The organism is Synechococcus sp. CB0101 (assembly GCF_000179235.2).
Lineage (GTDB): Bacteria > Cyanobacteriota > Cyanobacteriia > PCC-6307 > Cyanobiaceae > Vulcanococcus.
In genome coordinates, this window is record NZ_CP039373.1 from 731,281 (window position 1) to 755,182 (window position 23,902).

At 65.9% G+C, this 23,902-nt stretch carries 23 protein-coding genes; 8 read left to right on the plus strand and 15 right to left on the minus strand.

Features of this window, described 5'->3' with window-relative positions:
- Positions 1–7 precede the first annotated feature (7 nt).
- Genes CB0101_RS04010 through CB0101_RS04020 form a run of 3 tightly spaced genes read left to right on the plus strand, consistent with a single transcriptional unit; the run spans position 8 to position 2,573 of the window.
- Complete coding sequence (locus CB0101_RS04010; protein ID WP_010307406.1) at positions 8–409, plus strand: OsmC family protein; 402 nt, start codon at positions 8–10, stop codon at positions 407–409.
- On the plus strand, positions 409–1,941 hold the full coding sequence (locus tag CB0101_RS04015) for a carboxypeptidase M32 (RefSeq protein WP_010307403.1): 1,533 nt from the start codon (positions 409–411) through the stop codon (positions 1,939–1,941). The genes CB0101_RS04010 and CB0101_RS04015 overlap by 1 nt, the downstream gene beginning before the upstream one ends.
- A 44-nt stretch (positions 1,942–1,985) precedes the next feature.
- Positions 1,986–2,573: an inorganic diphosphatase gene (locus CB0101_RS04020; RefSeq protein WP_010307400.1), complete on the plus strand. Its 588-nt coding sequence runs from the start codon at positions 1,986–1,988 to the stop codon at positions 2,571–2,573.
- Here the strand turns inward: CB0101_RS04020 and CB0101_RS04025 are convergent.
- From CB0101_RS04025 to rpoD, 7 genes are all read right to left on the minus strand, one after another.
- Positions 2,537–4,444 carry a chloride channel protein gene (locus CB0101_RS04025; RefSeq protein ID WP_010307397.1) on the minus strand — a complete coding sequence of 636 codons (1,908 nt, stop codon included), beginning with the start codon at positions 4,442–4,444 and terminating at the stop codon, positions 2,537–2,539. The genes CB0101_RS04020 and CB0101_RS04025 overlap by 37 nt on opposite strands.
- A gap of 67 nt (positions 4,445–4,511) precedes the next feature.
- Positions 4,512–5,465: a hydroxymethylbilane synthase gene (gene hemC, locus CB0101_RS04030; RefSeq protein WP_010307395.1), complete on the minus strand. Its 954-nt coding sequence runs from the start codon at positions 5,463–5,465 to the stop codon at positions 4,512–4,514.
- Positions 5,466–5,573: 108 nt separating this feature from the next.
- Positions 5,574–5,981, minus strand: a complete 408-nt coding sequence (locus CB0101_RS04035; RefSeq protein ID WP_010307393.1) for a DUF1824 family protein — start codon at positions 5,979–5,981, stop codon at positions 5,574–5,576.
- On the minus strand, positions 5,974–6,660 hold the full coding sequence (locus CB0101_RS04040) for a phosphatase PAP2 family protein (RefSeq protein WP_010307391.1): 687 nt from the start codon (positions 6,658–6,660) through the stop codon (positions 5,974–5,976). Before CB0101_RS04040 ends, CB0101_RS04035 begins: the two co-directional genes overlap by 8 nt.
- A complete protein-coding gene (locus CB0101_RS04045; protein ID WP_010307389.1) occupies positions 6,660–8,414 on the minus strand; it encodes a glycosyltransferase family 39 protein in 1,755 nt (584 codons plus the stop codon). The genes CB0101_RS04040 and CB0101_RS04045 overlap by 1 nt, the downstream gene beginning before the upstream one ends.
- Positions 8,415–8,423: 9 nt before the next feature.
- Entirely contained in the window at positions 8,424–9,518 is a 1,095-nt protein-coding gene (locus CB0101_RS04050) for a glycosyltransferase family 2 protein (protein WP_010307386.1), read from the minus strand.
- Between the two features lie 76 nt (positions 9,519–9,594).
- Positions 9,595–10,989: an RNA polymerase sigma factor RpoD gene (gene rpoD, locus CB0101_RS04055; RefSeq protein WP_010307382.1), complete on the minus strand. Its 1,395-nt coding sequence runs from the start codon at positions 10,987–10,989 to the stop codon at positions 9,595–9,597.
- Between the two features lie 546 nt (positions 10,990–11,535).
- On the opposite strand from rpoD, the gene priA reads away from it, so the two are divergent.
- Positions 11,536–13,794 (plus strand): primosomal protein N', encoded by a 2,259-nt coding sequence (gene priA, locus CB0101_RS04060; protein WP_050778764.1) that lies wholly within the window; start codon positions 11,536–11,538, stop codon positions 13,792–13,794.
- Between the two features lies 1 nt (position 13,795).
- Here priA and CB0101_RS04065 read toward each other — a convergent pair whose 3' ends face one another.
- Genes CB0101_RS04065 through CB0101_RS04075 form a run of 3 tightly spaced genes read right to left on the minus strand, consistent with a single transcriptional unit; the run spans position 13,796 to position 16,376 of the window.
- Positions 13,796–14,923, minus strand: a complete 1,128-nt coding sequence (locus CB0101_RS04065) for a DUF3153 domain-containing protein (RefSeq protein WP_010307376.1) — start codon at positions 14,921–14,923, stop codon at positions 13,796–13,798.
- 7 nt (positions 14,924–14,930) lie between these two features.
- A complete protein-coding gene (argB, locus tag CB0101_RS04070; RefSeq protein WP_010307373.1) occupies positions 14,931–15,821 on the minus strand; it encodes an acetylglutamate kinase in 891 nt (296 codons plus the stop codon).
- Positions 15,822–15,830: 9 nt separating this feature from the next.
- On the minus strand, positions 15,831–16,376 hold the full coding sequence (locus CB0101_RS04075; protein ID WP_010307370.1) for a DUF2854 domain-containing protein: 546 nt from the start codon (positions 16,374–16,376) through the stop codon (positions 15,831–15,833).
- Here CB0101_RS04075 and CB0101_RS04080 point away from each other — a divergent pair.
- Entirely contained in the window at positions 16,366–16,602 is a 237-nt protein-coding gene (locus CB0101_RS04080) for a hypothetical protein (protein WP_010307368.1), read from the plus strand. The genes CB0101_RS04075 and CB0101_RS04080 overlap by 11 nt on opposite strands.
- A 4-nt stretch (positions 16,603–16,606) precedes the next feature.
- On the opposite strand, the gene CB0101_RS04085 is transcribed toward CB0101_RS04080, so the two are convergent.
- Positions 16,607–17,104: a single-stranded DNA-binding protein gene (locus CB0101_RS04085; protein ID WP_136644231.1), complete on the minus strand. Its 498-nt coding sequence runs from the start codon at positions 17,102–17,104 to the stop codon at positions 16,607–16,609.
- Between the two features lie 32 nt (positions 17,105–17,136).
- Here CB0101_RS04085 and CB0101_RS04090 point away from each other — a divergent pair, with 32 nt between their 5' ends.
- A complete protein-coding gene (locus CB0101_RS04090) occupies positions 17,137–17,934 on the plus strand; it encodes a precorrin-6A/cobalt-precorrin-6A reductase (RefSeq protein WP_010307350.1) in 798 nt (265 codons plus the stop codon).
- Between the two features lie 7 nt (positions 17,935–17,941).
- Positions 17,942–18,262 (plus strand): divalent-cation tolerance protein CutA, encoded by a 321-nt coding sequence (gene cutA / locus CB0101_RS04095; RefSeq protein ID WP_010307347.1) that lies wholly within the window; start codon positions 17,942–17,944, stop codon positions 18,260–18,262.
- On the opposite strand, the gene CB0101_RS04100 is transcribed toward cutA, so the two are convergent.
- The 4 genes from CB0101_RS04100 to CB0101_RS04115 all read right to left on the minus strand — a co-directional run bounded on the left by CB0101_RS04100 (position 18,223) and on the right by CB0101_RS04115 (position 22,978).
- The gene (locus tag CB0101_RS04100) at positions 18,223–19,230 is read right to left on the minus strand and encodes an adenosine kinase (protein ID WP_010307344.1); all 1,008 of its coding nucleotides are present in this window, start codon (positions 19,228–19,230) and stop codon (positions 18,223–18,225) included. The two genes, cutA and CB0101_RS04100, sit on opposite strands and share 40 nt — an antisense overlap.
- Positions 19,231–19,238: 8 nt before the next feature.
- Positions 19,239–20,558 carry an adenylosuccinate synthase gene (locus CB0101_RS04105; RefSeq protein WP_210409963.1) on the minus strand — a complete coding sequence of 440 codons (1,320 nt, stop codon included), beginning with the start codon at positions 20,556–20,558 and terminating at the stop codon, positions 19,239–19,241.
- 147 nt (positions 20,559–20,705) lie between these two features.
- Positions 20,706–21,113: a photosystem II protein Psb27 gene (gene psb27 / locus CB0101_RS04110; protein WP_010307339.1), complete on the minus strand. Its 408-nt coding sequence runs from the start codon at positions 21,111–21,113 to the stop codon at positions 20,706–20,708.
- Between the two features lie 35 nt (positions 21,114–21,148).
- Positions 21,149–22,978 carry a proline--tRNA ligase gene (locus CB0101_RS04115; RefSeq protein WP_010307336.1) on the minus strand — a complete coding sequence of 610 codons (1,830 nt, stop codon included), beginning with the start codon at positions 22,976–22,978 and terminating at the stop codon, positions 21,149–21,151.
- Positions 22,979–23,168: 190 nt separating this feature from the next.
- Here CB0101_RS04115 and CB0101_RS04120 point away from each other — a divergent pair, with 190 nt between their 5' ends.
- Positions 23,169–23,612, plus strand: a complete 444-nt coding sequence (locus CB0101_RS04120) for a hypothetical protein (protein WP_010307333.1) — start codon at positions 23,169–23,171, stop codon at positions 23,610–23,612.
- Positions 23,613–23,902 lie beyond the last annotated feature (290 nt).

The window sequence follows — 23,902 nt, forward strand, 5'->3', positions numbered from 1 at the left end:
CCGGGCGATGACGTTGATCGAGAGCCGGTATCAGGGACAGCTCCGCTGCCTGGCCCAACACGGGCCATCGGGCACAGAACTCGAAACCGATGCCCCCACCGACAACCAGGGCAAAGGCGAGCGTTTTTCCCCCACCGACTTGGTGGCCACCGCCTTAAGCACCTGCATCCTCACGATCATGGGGATCGTGGCGGAACGCCATGGCTGGGATCTCACCGGCACCGACGCCAAGGTGGAGAAAACGATGACCAGCGAAGCCCCGCGGCGCATCGCCCAACTCAGCGTGTGGATCCAGCTGCCGGCCCACCTGGATGAGCAACAGCGCGCCGTGCTGATGCGGGCCGGTGAGCAATGCCCAGTGAAACGCAGCCTCGAGGGAGCTGTGCCGATGGAGCTGCATTGGAACTGATGAGCCGCAACACCTCCACCACCTGGGAGCGGCTGCGCGCCCATCTGCACACCACGCAGCTGATCGGCGGCATCCACAGCAGCCTCTACTTCGATCAGAACACGGTGATGCCAGCAGCTGCCGCGGGCTGGCGCGGTGAACAGCTGGCCCTGCTGGCGCAACAGCTGCATGAACGGCAGACCAGCGCGGCCTACCAAGACTTGCTGGCCAGCGCCGAGCAGGAGCTGACGCCTGAAGCGCCCGCCGAACAACGCCACAACCTGCGCTTGCTGCAACGGGAGCTTGCACGCCAAAGCCGGCTCGACCCTGCACTGGTCGGTGCGATCGCCCAGGCCCAGGCGGAGGGATACAGCCGTTGGCAGGAAGCCAAGCGCAGCAACGATTTCGCGTTGTTTGCCCCGGCGCTGCAGCAGTTGATCGCGCTGCGACTGGAGCAAGCCGAGCAGCTGGCCCCCGTGGAAGCGCAGGCCGATGGAACGCCGCGCAGTGCCTGGGAAATCCTGGCCCAACCCTTCGAGCCCGACATCAGCAAAGAGCAATTGGCGGCCTTGCTGGTGCCCCTGCGAGATCTGCTGCCGCCGTTGCTGGAGCGGGCCCGCAGCTTGCCATCAGCCAGCAACGAAGCCTGGGATCTGAGCGAAGCCGAACAAGACAGCCTCTGCGCCGAGTTGCTCCAGGGCTGGGGCTACAACGCGGAGCGCTGCCACCGGGCCCGCTCCCCGCATCCGTTTTCCTGCACCCTCGGCCCCGACGACTTCCGCATCACCACCCGCGTGGTGGAGGGGCAACCGTTTTCCGCTTTTCTGGCGACGGCCCATGAGTGGGGCCACAGCCTGTATGAACAGGGCCTACCCCGCAGCGGCGAGCACTGGTTCCCCTGGCCCCTCGGGGAAGCCACCTCCATGGCCGTGCATGAAAGCCAGAGCCTCTTCTACGAAAACCGACTCGGCCGCAGCCAGGCCCTGGCGCGGCGCTGGCACCCGCGCTTCAAGGCAGCGCTGGGCCGCGATGTGTGGGGTAGCCCACAGGCCTTCTGGCGGGACCTCAATCCAATCCGGGCCGGGCTGACGCGGGTGGAGGCTGATGAGGTGAGCTATGGCTTGCACGTGCTGCTGCGCTACGAGCTCGAGCTGGCCCTGGTGGAGGGCGGCATGCCCGTGGCTGAGCTCCCGCAGGCCTGGAACCGAGGTATGCAGGACCTTCTCGGGGTCACGCCCGCCAACGACGCCGAAGGCTGTCTCCAAGACGTGCACTGGAGCGAGGGCCTGTTCGGCTACTTCCCCTCCTATGCCCTGGGCCATCTGATCAGCGCCCAGCTCAGCGAGACCCTGGAGCAGGAACTGGGGCCGATCGAAGCGCTCCTGGAGGCCGGCCGTGATGGCGATCTTGGCCAATGGCTGCAGCAGCGGGTCTACCCGCTGGGCCGAAGCGTGAACGCCGCTGAGCTGGTGGAACAGGTGAGCGGTCACCCTTTGAGCCCTGAGCCCTTTGAGCGCTACCTGCGCCAGAAGCTGGAGCGGCTGGCGCGCTGAGCGCCATCCGTAGGATGCCGCCCACATCCCTTGCCGCTGCCCTGATGGCGAACATCGACCACGCCCCGAGCCGCACGATGCTCAACCTGCTGCACGTGCTGCCGGCCTTCGCCGATGAAGCCGAGCTGCGCCTCAACACGATCGTGGAGCTCAACAGCAACACGATCAATAAGTACGAGCTGATCACCGAAACCGGTCACCTCAAGCTCGATCGCGTGGGCTACTCCTCGCTGGCCTACCCGTTTGCCTACGGCTGCATTCCCCGCACCTGGGACGAAGACGGCGACCCCCTCGACATCGAGATCGTGGGTGTGACCGAGCCCCTGGTGCCCGGCTCCCTGGTGGAAGCCCGCATCATCGGCATCATGAAATTCGACGACGGCGGCGAAGTCGACGACAAGGTGATCGCCGTGATCGCCGATGACAAGCGCATGGATCACATCACCAGCTACACCCAGCTGGGTGACCATTGGCTGAAGGAAACCCAGTACTACTGGGAGCACTACAAGGATCTGAAGAAGCCTGGCACCTGCCGCGTGAACGGCTTCTTCGATTCCGCCGAAGCCGTGAAGATCATCAAGGAGTGCGAGGCCCGCTACATGGAAGTCATCGCCCCCAAGCTGGTCAACTGAGCGCTGGAGCGCGCCAGGGCGCGGGCCATGCCATCACGGCTGGCCAGCCCCTGGAGCGCTGATAACGGCAGGCCCGTGCTTGGAATACCAACCGGTAACTTCGGCAGGGCCTGATCATCGAGTGCAAACACCGGCACCTGCCGCAGGCCATTGGGCTGGAGTTGATCCTCCAGCTGGCAGAGATTGGCCTCCGCACACAGCCACAACAAATCGGAACGGCGGCAATCGCGCAGCGGTTGATGGCTGAGCCCCGCTGAGATCGGCCGCTGCAGATCCTCGAGGGTGACGAGCGCCATCACCCAGCCGCCCTCTTCCACCACCAGGCAGTGGCCGTGGGCATCGAGCAGCTGCTCCAAGGCCGCCGCCGCTGAGGTGGATCCATCCAGCACCAGCGGCGACTCAGGCTCAAGAGCGTCCACCACAGCGATGGAGGCCAGGCGGGCTCGCCGCTGCTCCTCCGGTAGATCGGGGCCGAGCAAGCCTGGATCGGCCATGCCCTTCCAGCGCTCCACCAGCAGCGCACTCAAACCAGCGGCTGCCATCAACGGCAGCACGATGCGGATGTCGTGGGTGAGCTCAAACAGCAGCAACAGGGCTGTGAGCGGGGCGCGAGCGCTGCCCGCCAACACCGCAGCCATGCCCACCATGGCGTAGGCAGGTGGTTCGGCCACCGCCAGCTGCAACCCGCCCTCGCCGAGCAGCTGGCCATAGACATTGCCGAGCACCGCACCGAGAAACAGCGAGGGCGCAAAGCCGCCGCCCACAAAACCCGAGGCACTGCTGAGGCCTGTGGCGAGCAACTTCACCACCAGCAAGCCGAGCAGGCTCAGCAAAGCGATGCCACCATCGCGGCCCAGAAGGGCCCCGATCGTGTCGTAGCCCACCCCCAGAACCTGGGGAAAGCCAAGGGCCAGCAGACCGACGGCCAGCCCTCCCAGACCGGTGACCACCCAGGCCGGCAGCCGCTGCAGCTGGCGTTGCACCCGCTCGCTGCGGCCAGCCGAGAGCAAATTGAGCAGCGCCAGCGACATGCCGCTGGCGAGCAGCCCCAAGCCGAGATACAGGGGCAGCTCGAGCGGTGAGCGCACCTCATAGGCCGGGAGCCGGAAGATCGGCTCATCCCCCAGCGAGAGCTGGGTGACCAGCGACGACGCCACAGCAGCCACCAACACCGCCCGCACGCTGGGGCGACCGGGGATGGTGCTGTAGCTCCCTTCAAAGGCAAAAAACAAGCCGGCGATCGGCGCCTTGAAGCCCGCCGCCAAACCTGCAGCGACACCGGCTGCCACCAGAGCTTTCTGCGAGTCCGGCGACAGGCCGCCCTTGCCAGCCACCCACAGGCCAATGTTGCCGCCGCTCTCCACACTTGGACCTTCCGGGCCCAGGGAGGCACCACTGCCCAGGCTGAGGGAGGCGGCCAGCAATCGCACAAACGGCGGCTTTGGCGCCGCCTGCACACTCCCATCGGCCATGGCCATCAGACTCGGCAGGCTGGGGCCTAGATCACGGGTCCATTGGCGCAACGCTCCAACGGCCACGCCACCGAGCAGCGGCACCAACACCACCGGCCAGGCGGACAGCCACAGGGGCAGGGGATCGCCTGGCAGGGGAATGGGATCGGGTGGCGGCGGAGGCGGCGGCAAGAAGGCCAGACCGCCCAAACCGATCTGCAACAACGCCCCCAAAGGGGTGCCGGGAGCGGCCGTCGGCTCCGGCAACGGGGGCGGTTCGGGGGGCGCGGCTCGGAACAGGCCGATCAGCCCCTCCACCACCGGGCCATAGAGAAAGTTGTTGATGAAGCCCAGCAGGAAGTGGAAGCCCACCACCGCCAAACCGGTCAGCCCGCCAACCAGAGCAGCCCAGGCCAGCAAACTCCACTGAAAGGGAAGCGAGCGGGCTTCAACCGAGCCACTCGCGACCGAATCGGTGGGGCGTGTATCAGGCCTCAGGCCGGACCGTGGCAAAGATCTCCTCCAGGATCTCGCCGGCGCCCTGGGCCCGCAAGGCGTGCGCCAGAGCGATGCCGATGGCTTCGGGATCCTTTTGATCACCGCGGGCCTCATCACGGATCAGGCGCTGACCATCGAGGCTGGCCACCATGCCGGTGAGCACCAGCTCGTCGCCCTCGAAGCGGGTGTTCACACCGATGGGCACCTGGCAGCCTCCCTCGAGCTCCCGCAGGAAGGCACGCTCCGCCAGGCAACGGCGGGCCGTGGGCAGGTGCTCAAGCACTTTGATCTGCTCCAGCACCGCCGTATCACCCTCGCGGCACTCGATGCCAAGGGCACCCTGACCAACGGCATGCAGGGAGATGGAGGGATCGATCAGCTCATGGATGCGGTCGCCCAGACCGAGACGACCCAGACCAGCAGCGGCCAGGATCAAGCAATCGAACTCCCCGGAATCCAGCTTCTCGAGGCGGGTGATCACGTTGCCGCGCACGTCCTTGAAGGTGAGGTGCGGGAAGTGGTGGCGCAGCTGGGCCAAACGGCGCAGGGAGCTGGTGCCCACCACCGAGCCTTCCGGCAGGGTCGCCAGGGTCTTGTCCTTGTGCTTCTCGTGCACCACCAGGGCATCGGCGGGGTCTTCCCGCTCGGTGATGCAGCCGAGCATCAGACCCTCCGGCAGGTTGGTGGGCAGATCCTTGAGGCTGTGGACGGCGATATCGGCGCGGTCCACCAGCATCTGAGCCTCGAGCTCCTTGGTGAACAGGCCCTTGTCACCGATCTTGGCGAGGGCCACATCCAGGATCTTGTCGCCCTGGGTGGCCATCGCCTCGATGGTGATCTCCAGGCCCTCGTGGGCCTTGGCCAGTTCATCGCGCACCCAGTGGGTCTGCACCATGGCCAGCTGGCTGCGGCGGGAGGCAATGCGCAGTTGGGAAGCGGCCATCGGAAGCAGAAGGAGGCAGCGCTAGGCCGCCGACGTACAGCCGGCAAGCCTAAAGATCGGTGTGCCTGGGCTGGTTGAGAACGGCCAAGTCGTGATCAGTCGTCGCGTTCAGGCGGCGAAGAGATCCAACGGCAGGGGGCCCCAGGTGTCTTCCGCCTCGGGATCCACAGGGCTGTGCCCCGTGATCAGCACGCCTTGTCCCAGTCCGGTTTCGCGGCGCACCAGAAAACGGCCATTGTTCTGATTGGCTTTGAGGAACACCGGGCCCTCGATGCTGGCCAGGGCTTCACCAGCCGGATCAAGCTCATGAGCCGACCAGCCCAGGGCCGCCTCCAGAGCACGAAGTGCTTGAACAGCTGCGTCGGCCGACGGTGCCATCACGCCCACGGTGAACCACTCACAGCGCTGCAGCCGCGGCAGCAAGGCCGCGCGCAGGCCTAGTGCCGCAGCCGTATCCAACTGGGGGGCCGTGCGCAAACCACGCAGGCTGTCGAGGGAAACCGAGGCGTCAGCCATGGGGAGGTTGGGGCGAGGCAGGGCGGCAACGCTGCTCCCAGACGGTGAAGCCGGCCAGGCAGAAGCTGAGCCACACATACCCCACAGCGGCGCCAGCAGCGATATCGCTCAGCCAATGGGCACGGCAATACAGCGTGCTGAGCCACACCAAGGCCACCCAGCCGCTGGAGAACAGAAACAAAGGACGGCGCAACCGGGGGTAATGGGCTGAGAGCAGGCAGCAGGTGAGGAAATAGAACACCACCGATCCCGCGGCATGGCCGCTGGGAAAGCTGCGGCCGCTGATGTCCTCCAACAAACGTCCACTGGGCCGGCGCCGATCAAACAGCGGCTTGAGCCAGCGATCCACGATCAGCAAAATGCCGCTGGTGCCCACCACCAAACAGATCAGCTCGGCCCAGAAGCGTTTCAGCGCCAGAAAGATCAGCACCGCGAGCACCAGCACGGCGGTGAGGTGCACACCGCTCATCTGATACACCCGCAGCAGCAGTTCCCCGATCGGCTCAGGGATCAACCGATGCACCCCATCCAGCAGCTGCTCATCGAGGTGAGGATGGCGAAGCGCCCCCAACTGAGGGCCGACCCACCCGAGCACCAGGGCCGTCACGACGGCAAAACCCAGCCGCCAGGGCCCAAGGGCTGCAAGCCAGTCGCGCAAGAGACGAAGCCAGGCCCTCATCAGCTGGGCTCCAGTTGCTGCAGCCGCTCCACCGGCAGGCGCATCAGCCGATGGGCATCCTGGCGGCCCAAGGGTGTGCCATCACCAGGGCCAATGCCGAACTCCAGCAATTCCGCATCGCTCCCCAGCAACAGCACGCTGGTCGGTGGAGTGGAGCGTGCCGCTTGGCCGAGGCTGCGGGCTGCCTTCCGGGGAGAGTTCACAAACAGCACGGGCCGGCCGCTGTAAAACACCACGCTGTAGCGCTTGTAGCCCACCACCATCAGCGGCTCGCCCGGCTGCCCCTGCTCCGCCGCCAAGCGGGCAAGCGTGCGAATCGGGAGTTGCCGTTCACGGTCGATCAGGGGCACCAGAACGGGGATCACCAGAGCCAGCGCCGCCGCCAACCCGGCCGCATTGGGCAACCACACCCATTCCTGTCTGGCCCGGCAGAGCAGCAGCGCCATGGCGCCAGCTGCCAGCAGCAAAGGAATCCCCAACAACCAAGGCAAACCGGAAGCCCGCAGGGCATCAGCAAAAGCTGGATAGGAGGGATCCGTTTCCAGCCAGCGAGGAGCGAGCACCGCTGCCACACCCATCAAGGCGAGCAGGCTTGCATTGCCCCAACCAGTGATCCGAAGACCAGCCCCCAACGCTGGGGAGGACGGCTGCAATGGCACAAACAGCAGGGTGACCAGCAGGCTCCCACCGGGCAATGCGGGCAGGATGTAACCCGGCAGCTTGGTGGCAGCAGCTGAGAAAAAGGCCACCATCAACACCAGCCAAAGCAGAGCCAACAGGGGGAGGTCTTCACCTTCCGGTGTGCGGCGCCAAACCTGCAACCGCCAAAACCGCAATCGCGCTGCTGCCACCGGCAGATACAACGACCAGGGGAGCAAGAGCAGCACCACCCAGGGCAGGTAGAACCAAGGCGGGCCTGGGTGGTCGTAAATCACCGAGGTGAAGCGTTCCAGGTTGCTGAAACCCAGAAAGCGCCCGAGAAATTCACTGCCATTGGCAGCCGTAGCCAGGCCGTACCAGGGGGCGGCTACGCCAAGAAAGAGAGCCACCAGAGCGAGCCAAGGTGTGCGGCGGAGCTCCTGGAGCAGCGTGCCCTTCAGAGCCCAGAACGCCAGCATCACCAGCCCTGGCAACAGCAGGCCCACAGGGCCTTTGGCCAACACCGCAATGCCGCAGAACACAGCCAGGGCCACAAAACCCAGCGGGCGCTGCCAAGGCCGTTGAGCTGGAGCGGTATGCGCCAGCACGAAGCCGAGCAGGGCGAGGCTGATCCCGCTGGCCAGAAACATGTCGGTCACCGACGAACGCCCCCAGCCGATCCATCCCGGGCAGAGGGCCAACACGGTGCCGCCCAGCAGGGCACGGCCCAAGCGCCGGTGGAGGGCCTCGGCGGCCGGAGCAACCAGCAACAACACCGCAAACACGGCCAACACGGTGGCGCTCGCCGCCAGCGCAGCCGGCAGGCGGGCTGCCCATTCGCTCACGCCAAACAGGCGGAAGCTGAGCCCCACCATCCAGTAGCCCCACACGGGGTAGTCGAAGAACAGCTCACCGTTCCAACGGGGGGTGATCCAATCCCCGCTCACCAGCATCTGGCGAGGGATTTCGACAAACAATCCCTCGGTCTTGTCCATCAGGCCAAGCCCACCGAGCTGCTGCCCATACAGGCCAGCGCTTAGGGCCAAGAGAGCGAGCACAGCCAGCAGCAGGCTGCGACGAGCGTCCTGGTCAAGCCAGGCGTTGAAGCGTTGCATGCCGAAAAATTAGGGCGTGTTCCACACGAAACGGCTACTGGCGGCGTAGTTCCACACGAACACCACCAGGATTCCCGCCAGCTGCGCCCAGAGGGTGTCGCGGGCCACCAGGCTGTAGAAGGCCGAGGCCAAGCCCACGTTGGCCAACACCGGCAGCGAGGCCACCAGCAGAAACTTCAGCAGCCCGCGCAGCAATGCCAAACCCTTCAGCCGCTGGAAACGGAAGGTGAGGGCGTTGTTGATCAGGTAGTTGGAGCTGGCAGCTACCACCACCGCAAAGGGCAAGGCTTGCTTAAACCCCAGGCCTGCCGCCATGAACACCTGGGTGGCGAGCAGTTGCACAGCCACACCGCTCACCCCCACCAAACCAAAGCTGATGGCTCGGCGCGGCAGCAACCGCAAGCTGAGGCTATGGAGGATCGAAATCAGAAAATCCCAGAAAATCGCCAGATCAAGCTTGGAGCTGCCGTAGCTGCGCGGCTGAAAACTGAGCGGCACCTCGGCAGTCGCCAGAGCCCCGCGACTCACCGCCAGGAGTTCATACAAAAACTTGAAGCCGTTCACATCAACGGCCCGGATCAACGGCAGCAACGGCTCGAGCCGCAGGGCAAAAAAGCCGCTCATGTAATCGCTGAGGTGGGCGTAGCGGCCGGGCAGGCTGAAGCGAGCACTGGAATTGGCCCAACTAGAGCCGCGCTCGCGCCGGCCACTGAGGCCCAGGATTTCGGCCTCGGGATGGAAACGGCTGCCGATCACCAGATCCAGCTCGCTCTGCACCAAGGTGTCGATCGCGCGGCTCACGGAAGCCGGCTCATGCTGGCCGTCGCTATCCATCACCAGGGCCACGTCACCGGTGGCATCCAGCAGCCCTTCTTTGATGGCACTGGCTAGACCTGATCGACCCACGCGCCGGATCAAGCGCAGGCGTGGTTCTCGGTGGGCGAGCTGACGCACCAGCTCGGCGGTGCCATCGGCGGAATCATCATCCACCACCAGAATTTCGAGGTTGTAGTGCTGCTGCAGCGGCAAGAGCTGCGCCAACAACGGCTCGATGTTGCCCCGCTCGTTGTAGGTGGGCAGCACGATCGAAACCCTCAGAGCCATGGCGCCGTGCAAAAGAAAGCCGGCGGGCCAGCCGCCGGCAGAGAAACCGTAGGACGAGCCCCTGAGGGCCCGAGCTTTACTTGATGTACTCCTTGAGCACGCCGTTGCGGTTGGGGTGGCGCAGCTTGCGCAGGGCCTTGGCTTCGATCTGGCGGATGCGCTCGCGGGTCACATCGAAGATCTGACCAATCTCCTCGAGGGTCTTCATGCGGCCGTCATCGAGGCCGTAGCGCAGGCGCAGCACATCGCGCTCGCGGGGGCTGAGGGTGGCCAGCACGCCTTCGAGATCTTCACGCAGCAGGTTCTTGGCCACGTCCTGCTCGGGGTTCTCGATGTCGGCTTCGATGAAGTCGCCGAGGCGGGAATCTTCTTCCTTACCGATCGGAGTTTCCAAGGAGATGGGCAGCTGGGCGCTCTTGGCGATAAAGCGCAGCTTCTCGATGGTCATCTCCATCGATTCAGCGATCTCCTCCTCGGTGGGCTTGCGGCCAAATTCCTGGGAGAGGGTTTTGGTGGTTTTCTTGATGCGCGAGATGGTCTCGTAGAGGTGCACCGGCAGGCGGATGGTGCGCGACTGGTCGGCGATGGCGCGAGTGATGGCCTGACGAATCCACCAGGTGGCGTAGGTGGAGAACTTGTAGCCCTTCTCGTGGTCGAACTTCTCAGCGGCACGGATCAGGCCGAGAGAGCCTTCCTGAATCAGGTCCTGGAAGCTCAGGCCCCGGTTCATGTACTTCTTGGCAATCGACACCACCAGGCGCAGGTTCGACTGCACCATCTTTTCCTTGGCCCGGCGGCCGAGCATCAGGCGGCGGCGGAACTTGATCAGGGGCATGTCCACCAGGGCTGCCCACTCCTTGGTGTCGGGGTAGTGGCCGTGGTCGGTCTCGAACTGAGCTGCCAGCTCCTCGAGCTGGAGTAGATCGGCGATCTTGCGGGCCAGCTCGATCTCTTCGTCGGGCCGCAGCAAGCGAATCCGACCGATCTCCTGCAGGTAAACGCGGATCGAGTCTTCGGTGTAGACGCCCTTGGGACCCACCTTGATGCTGGCCAGAGCCTTGGCCTTGGCATCCTTTTCGGCCGGCTTGGCATCAGCCGCCTTGTTTGCGGCGGCCGCGAGGAGCTGATCAGCGGCGACGTCGAGATTGGCCGGGGCTGCGGTCTTGGCGGCGGCCTTGGTCTTGGGCGCGGCCTTCGTCTTCGCAGCAGCCTTGGCCTTAGGAGCTGCCTTCGTTTTGGCGGCTGCCTTGGCCTTGGTGGGGGTCACCTTGTTCGCAGCCTCAGTCGCCGTGGTGTCGTCCTCTGCCTTGGCTTTGCTACGGCTGGCTTTGGGCTTGGCCTTCGCCACCGTGATCGTTTCACCGGAGGCGTTGGCCACCATCAGGATTTCTGGCTTCGCCGCCTTGGAGGCCGAGGCCTTGGCCGAGGTGGCTTTGCTGGTGGTGGTTTTGGATGCAGCGGCAGGGCTCATCGGGTTTAGTGAGACGGGCGAGGCGATCAACAGGACGGACCCAAATCCAGAACCACATCCCGGCCCACCCCAGCGAGGGATGAACCAGAGATGCTCCTGCACCGACAAGGGTGAGGCGGGGTGACAGAGATGGGCGATACGGGACGAGATCGCTCAGCCTGGTGCTCTCAACGGTTTTGACCGGTCGATCCACGACAAGCGCGCAGACGGATCGGTGCTCAGGTGCAGGGTTGAAGCAAGCAGGAGGAGCGGAGCCCCGGACGAATCAAACGGGTGGCGTGAAAGCGGACTGACGGAAGCTGAAACGACGGGCAGGAGCCCAGGCAACGCTGTCAGGGGTGGTCGCAGATCGGGAGCACAGACTCAGGCCTGGATTTCCTCGGATCTTCCCGCTGGACGGAACTTTGCCGGGTTCCGACGACAGCCCAATGGACTGTTCAACAATGTCATCTTAAGAAACGGCTGCCAGCTCTGCAAGCCTGAGCGACCCTCCATCCATCTCCGCCCTGATTGCCCCCCCTGAGCGAGCCGCAAACTCAGCACGCCTTGGAGCCTGGTCTGGGCCGCAGCCAACAGGGTTGGTTGCAGGTTTGGTTGGAGGCCGGCCGGGAAGGGCAGGTCTTCACCTACAGCAACCCCGCAGCGCTGGAACTGGGCTGCGGCGACCTGGTGCAGGTGCGGCTGCGGGGCCAACGCCACATCGGCCTGGTGGTGGAGCTGCTTGATGCAGCGCCACCCGACCTCGCCGGCCGCCAACTCCAAGCGATCGAAGCGCTGCACCATCGGGCCGCCGTGGATCCCCAGTGGCAACAGTTGATCGAGGCCGTGGCCGAGCAATGCCGCACCAGCGTGTTTCGCACGCTGAAAACGGCACTCCCCCCGGGCTGGCTCGGGCAACGCAAAGCGGGCAGAACCCTGGGAAGCCGCCGGCAGCTCTGGCTTGAACTCAGCGAATCCGGGCGCTGCGAACCCCTCGAATCGTTCAGCCCGGGCCAGGCACGGCTGCTCGAACTGTTGCGCCAACAGAACGGATGCGGCTGGCAGAAACAGCTGCTCGAGCAAGCCAACGTGGGCCGCAGCGTGGCCGATGGCCTGCTGAAAAGGCAGCTGGTGACACGAACGTCGCGCCCGTTCAACCGCCACGGCGCTGGGGCGGCCTTAGCGACCCAGGATCTCGAGCAACCGCAGCAGCTCACGGCGGACCAACAGGCGGCGCTCACCGCGCTGGTGGAGGCCGCAGCCGGAGAGCAGCTGTTGCTTTGGGGCGTGACGGGCGCCGGCAAGACAGAGGTGTACTTGCAAGCAGCAGCCCAGCAATTGCAGCAGGGGCGCTCAGTGCTGCTGTTAACCCCTGAAATCGGGCTGATTCCTCAGTTGCTGGACCGCTGCAGGAGACGCTTCGGGGACCAGGTGCTGGAGTACCACTCAAGCTGCAGTGACGGCCAACGGATCGACACCTGGCGGCGCTGCCTGAGTGGCGAAGAGCCACTGGTGGTGGTGGGCACCCGCTCGGCGATCTTTTTGCCGCTGGTGGGGCTAGGCCTGATCGTGCTGGATGAGGAGCACGACCGCTCCTACAAACAAGACAGCCCAATGCCCTGCTACCACGCCCGTGATGTGGCGGTGTTGCGGGCGGCATCGAGCGGCGCTCGGCTTTTGCTGGGCTCGGCCACGCCCAGCCTCGAAACCTGGCTGGCCTGTCAGGGAAGCTCACCCAGCTGCCGGTTGGTGCAGCTGCCCCAGCGCATCGGTGGACGCCCCCTCCCCCCCGTGCATGTGGTGGACATGCGCCAGGAGCTCGCCGAGGGCCATCGGCGCCTGGTGAGCCGGCCGCTGATGGAGCGGCTTGAAGCTCTGCCCGGCAGCGGCGGCCAGGCGGTGGTGCTGGTGCCGCGGCGGGGCTACAGCAGCTTCCTGAGCTGCCGCAGCTGCGGCGAAGTGGTGCAGTGCCCCCACTGCGATGTGGCCCTGACGGTGCATCGGCAGCGGGAGCGCTCCTGGCTGCGTTGCCACTGGTGCGACCACCGCGCGGAGATCAGTGACCGTTGCGGGGCCTGCGGATCCACGGCGTTCAAACCCTTCGGCGCTGGCACCCAGCAGGTGATGGAACATCTGGCGCAGGAGCTGGAGGGGCTGCGGTTGTTGCGCTTCGATCGCGATACCACCCGCGGCCGCGATGGGCATCGCCGGCTGCTGGAGCGCTTCGCCGCAGGAGAAGCGGATGTGCTGGTGGGCACGCAAATGCTCGCCAAGGGGATGGACCTGCCCCAGGTGACCCTCGCGGCGGTGCTGGCGGCCGATGGCCTGCTGCATCGCCCGGATCTGCGGGCCGCGGAGGAATGCCTGCAACTGTTGTTGCAGCTGGCGGGGCGGGCCGGGCGAGGCGAGCGCCCCGGTGAGGTGCTGGTGCAGACCTACAGCCCCGAACACCGGGTGATCCGCCACCTGGTGGATGGGCGCTACGAAGCCTTCCTGAAGGAGGAACTGGCCGAACGCCGAGCTGCGGCGCTGGTGCCCTTCAGCCAAGCCTGTCTGCTGCGGCTGGCGGGGCCATCGGCGAGCCGCACCGCCACCGCCGCTTCACTGTTGGCGGAACACATCCGGCCCCGCAGCGACGCCCTCGGCTGGCTGATCATCGGGCCCGCCCCAGCGCCGGTGGCCCGGGTGGCGGGCAACAGCCGCTGGCAGCTGCTGTTGCATGGACCCGCCAGCGGCGCCCTGCCGGTGCCGATGGAACGAGAGCTGCGGGCGCTGCTGCCGCGGGATGTGTCGTTGGCAATCGACCCCGACCCCCTGGAGCTCTAGCTCAAGCCGGCAATTGGGGCAGCCCGAAGCCCGCCGCTAACTTGAGCCGCTGCAACAGAGCCACCAGCGCAAGCAACAGACCAATCAGCACAGAACCCACCCCAAGCCGGCTCCAACGCCAACACGACACCTCCAGCTGGTTGAGGGCACCGGGCTGCAGCCGCCAGATCACTCGGGCGGGCAGTCCGCGGCGGGGCTTCAGGCTCTCGGCCGCGATCGGTTCAGCCCGGCGAACAGCCCGCTGCGGCAGCGGTTCGAGCGAAAGGCTCAACTCAAGCCCTGGCAGCGCTTGCACACCGCGCAGATCCAAGCTGCAGCTGAACTGTTGCCTGACCCCCAAGAGCCAATTGCGCTCAACAAGGCTCAGCTGCGGTGCCGGCAATGGCACCGCAGCCAGGCTGGCGCTCTGCTCCAGGGTGGTGGCCAGCAAATCCAAGGCCTGTTGAGCCGGCAGCGCCGGGGCCCGCAGGCTGAGCTGGCCATGATCCTGGCGCGCTCTCCAGGGGGTTGACTGCAGGGCCGCCGTGAGCTGGCGCTGCCAGGGCAGGGGGCTGCCGGTGCTCGAGCTGCTGATCTGGCTGATCTGCAGCCGGCCGGGCGCCGGGAAGCGCAGGGTGGTGTCGACATCGACGCAGCCCCCGAGCAGGGCGGTGATCAACAGCAGCACGATCACCACCACGGCAAAGCCAAGCGGTGCACTGGTGGGGCCGGTGGGTGGGGCCGGCGGTGGGGGCGGCAACTTCCGGCGCCGCCGTTTGGCCAGGGCTTGCACCTGCCCTTCGAGAGGTTGCACCTCCCCGAGCGGAGGCAGGGTCATCGACCACTCGCGCGGACGCTCGAGCGCAGGCGCCTCCAGCACCTCCTGCAGATCTTTGGCCTGGCTGCGCAGGCTGGCATCGCGGCAGGCGCGCAGGCTGCGGCAGGTGGCCGCTGCTCCCGCACTATTGCCCTGACCCATCTGGGCAGTGGCCAGCAGCAGCCGCAGTTGCCCGCCAAAGGGTGTGCTGACGTGATGTTGCTCGAGCAGGGGAGCCAGCAACTGCTGGCAACGGCCGTAATCGCCACGCTCCAGCGCCTGCCGGGCGGGCTCGCTCAGCGCCTCTAGGGATTCGAACTCGCTCTGCTGCACGGACCGGCTAACGGGGCTGGGTGCTTCCCACCACCATGGTGCCAATGCCGGCGTCGGTGAACACCTCCAGCAGCAGGGCGTGGGGCGTGCGGCCATCGACGATGTGCGCCGCCGAAACCCCCTGGGCCAGAGCGCGGATGCAGCACTCGGTTTTGGGCGTCATGCCACCGGCCACCACGCCGCTGGCGATCAAACCGCGGGCTTCGGAGAGCGTCACCGAGCGGATCAACGAATCCGGATCGTCGCGGTTCTGAAGAATGCCTGGGGTGTCGGTGAGCAGGATCAACTTCTCGGCCTGCAGGGCCGCCGCCAGCTCACCGGCAACGGTGTCGGCGTTGATGTTGTGGGCCTGGCCATCGGCATCGGCGGCCACCGATGAAATCACGGGGATGTAGCCCGCTTCCAACAACGGAAACAGCACCGCCGGATCCACCGCGGCCACATCACCAACGAGGCCATTGCTGCCGTCGCCGTAGGTGCGGGCGCGAACGAGGCCGCCATCGCTGCCGCACAACCCCACAGCACGGGCGCCGAGGCGATTGAGGCCATTCACGATCTGCTTGTTGACCCGCCCCACCAGCACCATCTCCACCACATCCATGGTTTCGGGCGTGGTGACCCGCAGGCCATTGCGGAACTCGGGCTGAATCTGCAGCCGTCCGAGCCAGTCGTTGATTTCCGGGCCACCGCCATGCACCACCACCGGCTTGACCCCCACCGAGGCGAGCAGCACCAGGTCGCGGTACACCGCATCGCGCAGGTCGGCGCGCACCATCGCAGCACCGCCGTACTTCACCACCACGCGGCGGCCGGCGAAACGCTGGATATAAGGAAGGGCTTCGCTCAGAACCGACACCCTCAGGGCGTCACTGCGGTCGTGCTGGAGGTCAGCGGTCATGGACGGCGATCAGGCGGGCTGTACAGGCAGCAGTTCCAGCAGTAACTCCCCGCTGGCGGGCTGGCTCAGGCGTGCCTCGAGGCCTTTGTCGAAGAAACGGCCGAGGCGATCCTGTTTCTGCTGCCAACGCTCGTACGGAACCCCTTCCAGGCGAAAGCGCATGGCGAGGCCGTAGCGACCATCCACCGCCAGTTCGGTAACGCTCTCCAGCTGGGGCGGGGCCTCCTCGTCCCAGAGCTTGAGTGCTTCCAGGGAGCTCTCCAGATGGGCCTTCTGGCCGTAGCGCCAGCGGGTGACGTCCTTCACCAGCTTGCGCAGGGTCTGGCTGGCTGGCGCATCGCGCAGGGCCATGGCCTCAGGGGAAGGCGCGATCAGCTGCGCCGGGGGGAGCTCAGAGGATTTGAGCGCCAGACCCCCCAACAGGATGGGGATCCCGTAAAAGATCGTGGGCAGGCTCAGGTTGGGATTGCTGGTGGCGTAGCCGATCCAGCCGATCACCGAGAGAGAGGCCCCGGCGATCGTTACTAGGCTGCCGGGGGAAGCGATGGAAAGCATGGCGTCATCTTCGGTCAGCGGGGGCAGCACCGGCGAACCGTCCAGCTATGAACCATCCGCTGCGGAGCTGGTGGAGCAGCTGCGGGCTGATCGCCTCTGGCTTTTGCAACAGATCGATGGCGGTCGCTGGCCGGAGCTGCGGCTCGATCTAGCAGCACTCGAGCGGGAACTCGGTCAGGTGCTGGAGCAGGCCCAGGAGAAGCTGAACCTGCCGGCCAACGGCTGAAGCCTCAGAACGGAATCTCGTCTTCCCCTTCGGGCAGATCAGGCACCAGTGGAGAGGCATTCCAGGCCGGGGGCTGGGGCGCAGACGGAGCCGCGGCTGGGGCCGGGGCCGCTGCGGCGCGAGCCGGTGCCGGGCTGGAGCTGCGACTGGCCATCGGGGCAGAGGGAGCACCAGCGGCCATGGCCGAGCCACCACCGCCGCCCGCGAGTGGATGCAGGCGCGAGAGGGTGAATTCAGCGCGCTTTTCCTTCACCCCGTCTTGCCGGGTCACGGTGTTCATCCGTAGGCGCCCCTCCACCATCAGGCGCTGACCCACCTGCACCCGGTTCTGCAGGTCCTGCGCGAGGCTGCCCCAGCCCACCACCTTCAGCTGGCCCGGCGGATCATCGGGGCGAAGCCCATCGAACTGCACCGCCATCTCCGCCACCGGAGTTTGGTTGTCCTGGGTGTAGCGCACCTGGGGCGCCTCCAGCACCTCCACCTCCAGCAAGCAATGGTTCACGGCAGCGTTCACGGGCAAGGGGCCACATCCTGATGCACGAGCTGCGTTTGCACCAGGGGGCAGCGGCGGCTGGGGGCTGGATCTGGCTCTTTGCCGGCACAGGGGAGGGGCCGCCCCTGGCAGCAACCTTGCTGAACCGCGGCTGGCGTGTGCGGGTGAGCGTGGTCACCGCAGCGGCCGCCCGGGCCTACCGCCAGCACCCCAACCTGGATCTGCAGGTGGGTGCCATCGGGAGCGACGCAGCACTGGAGCAGCAGCTGCAGGACCTTCGCCCCCTCTGGCTGGTAGATGCCACCCATCCTTTTGCGCTGCAGATCAGCGCACGGCTGGAGAGGGTCTGTACGCAACGTGAGCAGCCCTGGCTGCAATTGGATCGACGCGACTCGAGCTCGGCCCAGTTCGATCCACAGGTGCAGCCGTTGCAGCACCTGGCAGACCTGAAGATGCTGGCCCTCAGCGATGAACGCCTGCTGCTGGCGATCGGGGCACGCCAGCTGCCCCAGGCCCTGGCGGCCACCCCCCAGTGCACGCACTTCGCCCGGGTGCTCGATCAACCGGGGAGCCTGCAAGCAGCGCTGGCTTGCGGACTACCCGACGATCACATCGCCTGCCTGCGCCCGAGCGCCAGCGCAGAGGGCCATCTGGAAGAGGCGCTCTGCCGCCGCTGGGGCATCACCCGCGTGCTCTGCCGCCAGGGGGGAGGGCGCAGCGAAAGGCTCTGGCGGCAGGTTTGCCAACGGCTGCAGCTCCCACTGCTGCTGCTCTGCCGCCCCCAGGCGGCCACTGGGTTGCCCCTGGCCTTGCTGCTGGAGAAGCTGGGACACCCTTGAGTTCCCCATGGCCGACAACGCGATCCTGGCGCTCACCACCGAAGCCAACCAGGCCCTGGCGGAACAGCTGGCCACAGCACTGTTGGAACGTGAGCTCGCAGCCTGTGTGGCGCTGAAGCCGGTGCACTCGCTCTACCGCTGGCAGGGCCGGATCGAGCGGAGCGACGAGGTGCAGATCCTGATCAAAAGCCATCCGGCCTGCGGCGCGGCCCTGGAGGAAGCGGTGCACAGCCTGCACAGCTACAGCACACCCCAGTGGCTGGTGTGGTCGGCGCAGGCCGGTGAGGCTTACGCCGCCTGGATGAGCGAGTGCTGCGCCATCAGCTGACGCAAATCCACCTGAGGCCGTGGACCGAGCTGGGTCACCACCTGCCCAGCGCAGAGGGATCCGAGCCGGCCGCAGGTTTCCACATCCAGGCCCTGGGTGTGGCCATGCAGGAAGCCGGCGGCATAGAGATCACCGGCACCGGTGGTATCCACCAGGGGGCCGAGCTTCACGGGCTCGATCACATGGGTGCCGCTGCCGTTGAGGATCAGCGAGCCCTGTTCACTGCGGGTCAGAGCCGCGATGCGGCAACGCCCGCGCACCTCTTCAGCCGCCGCCTCGAAGCTGTTGGCCTTGTAGAGGGATGTGATCTCCATCTCGTTGGCAAACAGGATGTCGACGTGGCCATCCACCAGCTCCTGGAAGCTCTCGCGGTGACGCTCCACGCAGAAGGCATCCGAGAGGCTGAGGGCCACTTCGGCGCCATGGGCACGGGCCACTTCAGCGGCAGCGATGAACGCGCGCTTGGCCTCATCGCTGTCCCAGAGATAGCCCTCGAGGTACAGCACCTTGGCCTGAGCCACCATCTCGAGATCGAGATCGCCGGGGTCGAGCCCCACGGATGCCCCCAGATAGGTGCACATCGTGCGCTGGGCATCCGGGGTGACCAGGATCAGGCAGCGGGCCGTGGAGGGTCCATCGGTTGCTGCGGGGGTGTCGAAGCGGGCCCCGACCGAGCGGATGTCGTGGGCAAAAATGCTGCCCAACTGATCGTTACGCACCCGGCCGATGAAGCCGGCGCGGCCGCCGAGCTGGGCAATGCCAGCGAGGGTGTTGGCCGCGGAGCCGCCAGAGGTTTCCAGGCCAGGACCAACGCTGGCGTAGAGGCGCTCGGCCTGCTGCTCGTCCACCAGGGCCATCGTGCCCTTGGTGAGCTCGAGGTTGTCGAGCTGGTCGTCGTCGGCATGCACAAGCACGTCAACGATGGCGTTGCCGATGCCGACAACGTCGAGGGTGTGATGGGGGGCCATGGCAGTGATCAGCGGCTGAGCAGAGCCCGCTTGGGCCCGTGGATCGGATCTTCCACCACGATCGTTTGATCGCGATCAGCACCGAGCGACACGATCGCAATCGGCACTTCCATCAGCTCCGCCAGGAAGCGCAAGTAGCTCATGGCCGTGGGAGGCAGATCCTCAAGGGTGCGGCAATCGGCCGTGGAGGTCTGCCAGCCGGGCAGGGTTTCGAAGATGGGCTGACAGCGGGCGAAATCCTCGGCGGAGCTGGGGAAGTGCTCAATGCGGCGGCCATCGAGCTCGTAGGCCACGCACACCTGGATTTCATCCAGCTCGTCGAGCACGTCGAGCTTGGTGATGGCCAAGCAATCCAGACCATTCACTTCCACCGCATAGCGGCCGATCACACCATCGAACCAACCGCAACGGCGGCGGCGGCCGGTGGTGGTGCCGTATTCGCCACCGCGATCGCAGAGGTGGTCGTTGAGGCTGCCCTCCAGCTCGGTGGGGAAGGGACCTTCGCCCACGCGAGTGGTGTAGGCCTTGGCCACGCCGATCACCCGATCGATCAGGGTGGGGCCCACCCCAGCGCCGATGCAGGCGCCGCCGCTCACGGGGTTGGAGGAGGTGACGTAGGGATAGGTGCCGTGGTCGAGGTCGAGCAGCGTGCCCTGGGCGCCCTCGAACAGGATGTTTTGGCGAGCGCGGGCGGCCTCGTGAATCGCCCGGGTGCAATCCACCACGTGGGGGGCCAACCGCTGGCCGTAGGCCACGTATTCAGCCACCACAGCCTCGAAATCGAGAGGCTCTAGGCCGTACAGCTTCTGAAGCGTTTCGTTCTTTTCGGCGAGCGGACCGGCGAGACGATCGCGCAGGCGTTCCTCATCGAGGATGTCGATGATGCGAATGCCGTTGCGCTGCGATTTATCCGCATAGGTGGGGCCAATCCCCCGACCTGTGGTGCCAATGCGGCGATCGCCGCGCTGCTGCTCCATCGCCTGATCGAGCAGGCGGTGGTAGGGCATGGTCACGTGGGCTGTTGATGCCAGGCGCAGGCCATCCACGGCAATGCCGTTGTCAGCGAGCATGTCGAGCTCGCCGATCATCACCTTGGGGTCGACCACGGTGCCTGAACCAATCAGGCAAACCGTGTCGGGGTAAAGGATGCCAGACGGGATCAGGTGCAGCTTGAGCACCTTGTCGTCCACAACGATGGTGTGGCCGGCGTTCACGCCGCCCTGATAACGCACCACCACATCGGCGGAGCGGCTGAGGAGATCGGTGATCTTGCCCTTCCCCTCGTCACCCCACTGCGCACCGATGACGACGACGTTGGCCAAGGACACAGCGGCCCGTAGCCGCTTCTAAGCACAAAGAAAGAGGATCTCAGATCGAGCGGCCCTTCGTCAAAGTTTCAGGCGCAGATGCAGCTGCTTGACACAAAAAAAGCGGCCATGACGGCCGCTCGCTGATCGGATTGCCATGGACGAGGCTCAGGCGCCGCGAACCACCCCGGTTTCCGCTTTTTTTAGCTCCTTGGACACGCGATCGCGCAGGGCATCGGGCACCGGCCGGTTGGGGTAGTTGGCGTAGTGACCAGCCAGGGAATTCAGAGCGGTCTGCATCGTGGTGAACGAGGCGAGTCCATTCACCTTCGGCTGGGGCCGGTAACGGGCCATGTAGTCGTTGATCAGGGCGCGGGCTGAGGTTTCAGCCTCGCTGCGGCCGGGATCATCGGCGGGCAGGGCAATGGTGGCGATCAAGGTGTCGGCCACGGCCACCGTGTCTTCCACGTAATTGCCCGTGAGGGGCCCGCCGCCGGAGCAGGCGGTGAGCATCAGCGAAAGGCACAGACACACCGCCAGGACGGCTGCTTTGAGTTGACGCCAACCAGCCGCCATGGTGTTCCTGCAAGGGTTGGGCGGATCCTATGGCGTCAGGCCAAGGCCAGCCCGCCTCGTTCACGCTCCAGTTGCCCCTGCAGCTGAGCGAGCACATCGGCAGCGGCCAGGTCGCTGCGCTCACCACCGGCCCGCTGCACGAGTTCCACCTTCCCATCAGCGGCACCGCGCCCCACAACCACACGCCAGGGGATGCCCAGCAGATCGGCATCTTTGAATTTCACACCGGCGCGCTCGGTGCGGTCATCGAGCAGCACATCCATGCCAGCGACCTGGAACTCGGCGTAGAGCTGCTCACCGAGCTCCCGCTGGGCAGCATCCGCCACGTTGGCAATCACCACGATCACCTCAAAGGGCGCGATGGCGGTGGGCCAGCAGATGCCATTGGCATCGTGGTGCTGCTCCACGGCCGCTTGCGCCAAGCGCGACACACCAATGCCGTAGCAGCCCATCCAGAGGGGCTCTTCCTGGCCGGCTTCATTGGTGAAGGTGGCCTCAAGGGCGGCGGAGTATTTACGGCCTAACTGAAAGATGTGACCCACCTCGATGCCGCGGCTGGCTTCGAGCTGCTGGCTGGCATCGTGCAGGCAGCGATCGCCCGGTTGAGCGGCACGCAGATCCAGGCTTTCGGGTGCAGGGCAGAGACCGCCCCAGCTGGCACCCACCCAGTGGGTATCGATGCTGTTGGCGCCGCACACGAAGCTCTCGAGGGCCGTCGCGGTGGCATCCGCCAGGCGCAGGAAGTGGGGCTGCCAACTGCGGGCGCCCTGGAGCACGGCATCCTCCAAGTGAGGCCCCATGAAGCCAAAGGGAATCCGGGCCAGGCCCTCCTTGCCAACCGCCTCTGCGGTGAGGGGTGTGATGTCGAGCAGGGTGCCGTGTTCAGCGCTGCAGCGAGCCGTTACGGCATTCGCCAGCTTCACCTCATTGAGCTGCTGATCGCCCCGCAGGCTCACCAGCAGGGGCTGCAGGCAGCCGTCTTCAAACCGTGCCAGCAGCAGCAGCACCTTGACCGTTTGAGTGGGATCAAACCCATGGGCGCTGCAGAGATCGTCGATCGCGGTTTGGCCCGGGGTGGTGAGGTCTTCACCCGCGCCAGCGGCGCGCGCACCACCGGGCAGGGGCACCGCCTCCGCCGGAAGCGACACCGCACGCTCCTGGTTGGCGGCATAACGGCCATCGCCACTGGCGAGGATCAGGTCTTCGCCGGCATCGGCGGTGACCATGAACTCCTGGCTGGCGGAGCCGCCGATCGCACCGCTATCGGCCTCCACCGCCACGGCTCGCAGGCCGCAGCGGCTGAAGATGCGGCGGTAGGCCTGATCCATCGCCGCGTAGGTCTGCTTCAGGCAGGCCTCATCGGCGTGGAAGGAATAGGCATCCTTCATGATGAATTCGCGCCCCCGCATCAGACCAAAGCGCGGCCGAATCTCATCGCGGAATTTGGTCTGAATTTGGTAGAGGTTCACCGGCAGCTGCCGGTAGGAGCGCAGCAGATCGCCGGCCAGGGCCGTGATCACCTCTTCATGGGTGGGGCCGAGGCCCAGCTCGCGGCCCTGACGATCCTCCAGGTGGAACATGATTCCTTCGCCGGCGGTGTAGCCAGCCCAGCGACCGCTGCGCTGCCACAGCTCAGCAGGCTGCAGCTGGGGCAGCAGGGTTTCGAGGGCGCCCGCGGCGTTGAGCTCCTCACGCACGATGGCGGAGATTTTCTGGAGCACCCTCCAGAGCAGGGGCAGGTAGGCATAGATGCCGCTGCCCACCCGGCGGATGTAGCCGGCCCGCAACAGCAGCTTGTGGGAAGGGATCTCGGCTTCGGCGGGGTCATCCCGCAGCGTCACCAGCATCAGGCGGGAGACGCGCATGGGATGCTCAGCAGAGAAGGAGGCCGGAAGCTACCACCGAGCTCAGGCGATAACCGGCTGCCGAAGCGACACAAGCGCCCGGCAAAAGCTGAAAGAATTCCAATTCGGCAGCGAAAACTCTGCTAACTTCCGCAGCAAGTCCAACCTGTCGCATCCACGTCTCATGCAAGCCCATTCGGTCTCGACGGCAATGGGCGGAGGCGCACAGTTCACCACGACCGCCGAGGCCGCTGGTTCGGCTGGCAAGGTGAACGAGAACCTGATTGGGATCGACGAGGTTCAGCGCTGCCTCAATCGCTCACGCGCCTCGGTGTATCGCTACACCAACACCGACCCGCGCAATCTCAATCCCCCCTTTAACCCCCGCAAGCTCAACCCCGAATACCGCAGCGACCAAAAAGAAGCGCTGCTGTTTCACCCCAACGAGGTGGCCCGCTTCGCCCGCGACGTGCTGCGGATCAAGGAAGTCACCGTGGAGGTTCTCAATTCGCCATCCACGGCAACGCAACAACTGTTGAGTTCGATCCTGGACGAGCTGCGCAGCATCCGCAACCTGCTGAGCGAAGCGGAGGGCCGCCCCACCTCCCTAGAGAGCCGCCGCGATCAGCACGAACAAGCCCGGCCAGCTGCTTGAACGGCTTTCCCCCCTTGTCAGCAGGGGTGGAAATGTCAAGCTGAGAAGACTTAGCAATCGACCCGTTGGGTCCATGGCTCGCTGCCAACACCGGCTAGCCAGCCATCCCCAACTGCCTGCATGGCTTCAGAACCCCCTCCCCGAGCCTCCGACCAGCCCTCTGAGTCGAGCGACGAGCCCTTCAGTCCGCCCTACAGTTCCGGCAGCCTGTTCCATACGGCTGCGCCCCTGTTCGGCGTTGTCGTCGCCCTCTTTACCCTTGTGGTGCCCCTGGCGACTGTGATCAGCGA

Bases quoted from the DNA above. Each gene is read 5' to 3' on its own strand.
- CB0101_RS04010 (WP_010307406.1), top strand. From the start codon at position 8: ATGACGTTGATCGAGAGCCGGTATCAGGGACAGCTCCGCTGCCTGGCC.
- CB0101_RS04015 (WP_010307403.1), top strand. From the start codon at position 409: ATGAGCCGCAACACCTCCACCACCTGGGAGCGGCTGCGCGCCCATCTG.
- CB0101_RS04020 (WP_010307400.1), top strand. From the start codon at position 1,986: ATGGCGAACATCGACCACGCCCCGAGCCGCACGATGCTCAACCTGCTG.
- hemC (WP_010307395.1), bottom strand. From the start codon at position 5,465: ATGGCCGCTTCCCAACTGCGCATTGCCTCCCGCCGCAGCCAGCTGGCC.
- CB0101_RS04035 (WP_010307393.1), bottom strand. From the start codon at position 5,981: ATGGCTGACGCCTCGGTTTCCCTCGACAGCCTGCGTGGTTTGCGCACG.
- CB0101_RS04040 (WP_010307391.1), bottom strand. From the start codon at position 6,660: ATGAGGGCCTGGCTTCGTCTCTTGCGCGACTGGCTTGCAGCCCTTGGG.
- CB0101_RS04045 (WP_010307389.1), bottom strand. From the start codon at position 8,414: ATGCAACGCTTCAACGCCTGGCTTGACCAGGACGCTCGTCGCAGCCTG.
- CB0101_RS04050 (WP_010307386.1), bottom strand. From the start codon at position 9,518: ATGGCTCTGAGGGTTTCGATCGTGCTGCCCACCTACAACGAGCGGGGC.
- rpoD (WP_010307382.1), bottom strand. From the start codon at position 10,989: ATGAGCCCTGCCGCTGCATCCAAAACCACCACCAGCAAAGCCACCTCG.
- argB (WP_010307373.1), bottom strand. From the start codon at position 15,821: ATGACCGCTGACCTCCAGCACGACCGCAGTGACGCCCTGAGGGTGTCG.
- CB0101_RS04080 (WP_010307368.1), top strand. From the start codon at position 16,366: ATGGAAAGCATGGCGTCATCTTCGGTCAGCGGGGGCAGCACCGGCGAA.
- CB0101_RS04075 (WP_010307370.1), bottom strand. From the start codon at position 16,376: ATGCTTTCCATCGCTTCCCCCGGCAGCCTAGTAACGATCGCCGGGGCC.
- CB0101_RS04090 (WP_010307350.1), top strand. From the start codon at position 17,137: ATGCACGAGCTGCGTTTGCACCAGGGGGCAGCGGCGGCTGGGGGCTGG.
- cutA (WP_010307347.1), top strand. From the start codon at position 17,942: ATGGCCGACAACGCGATCCTGGCGCTCACCACCGAAGCCAACCAGGCC.
- CB0101_RS04100 (WP_010307344.1), bottom strand. From the start codon at position 19,230: ATGGCCCCCCATCACACCCTCGACGTTGTCGGCATCGGCAACGCCATC.
- psb27 (WP_010307339.1), bottom strand. From the start codon at position 21,113: ATGGCGGCTGGTTGGCGTCAACTCAAAGCAGCCGTCCTGGCGGTGTGT.
- CB0101_RS04115 (WP_010307336.1), bottom strand. From the start codon at position 22,978: ATGCGCGTCTCCCGCCTGATGCTGGTGACGCTGCGGGATGACCCCGCC.
- CB0101_RS04120 (WP_010307333.1), top strand. From the start codon at position 23,169: ATGGGCGGAGGCGCACAGTTCACCACGACCGCCGAGGCCGCTGGTTCG.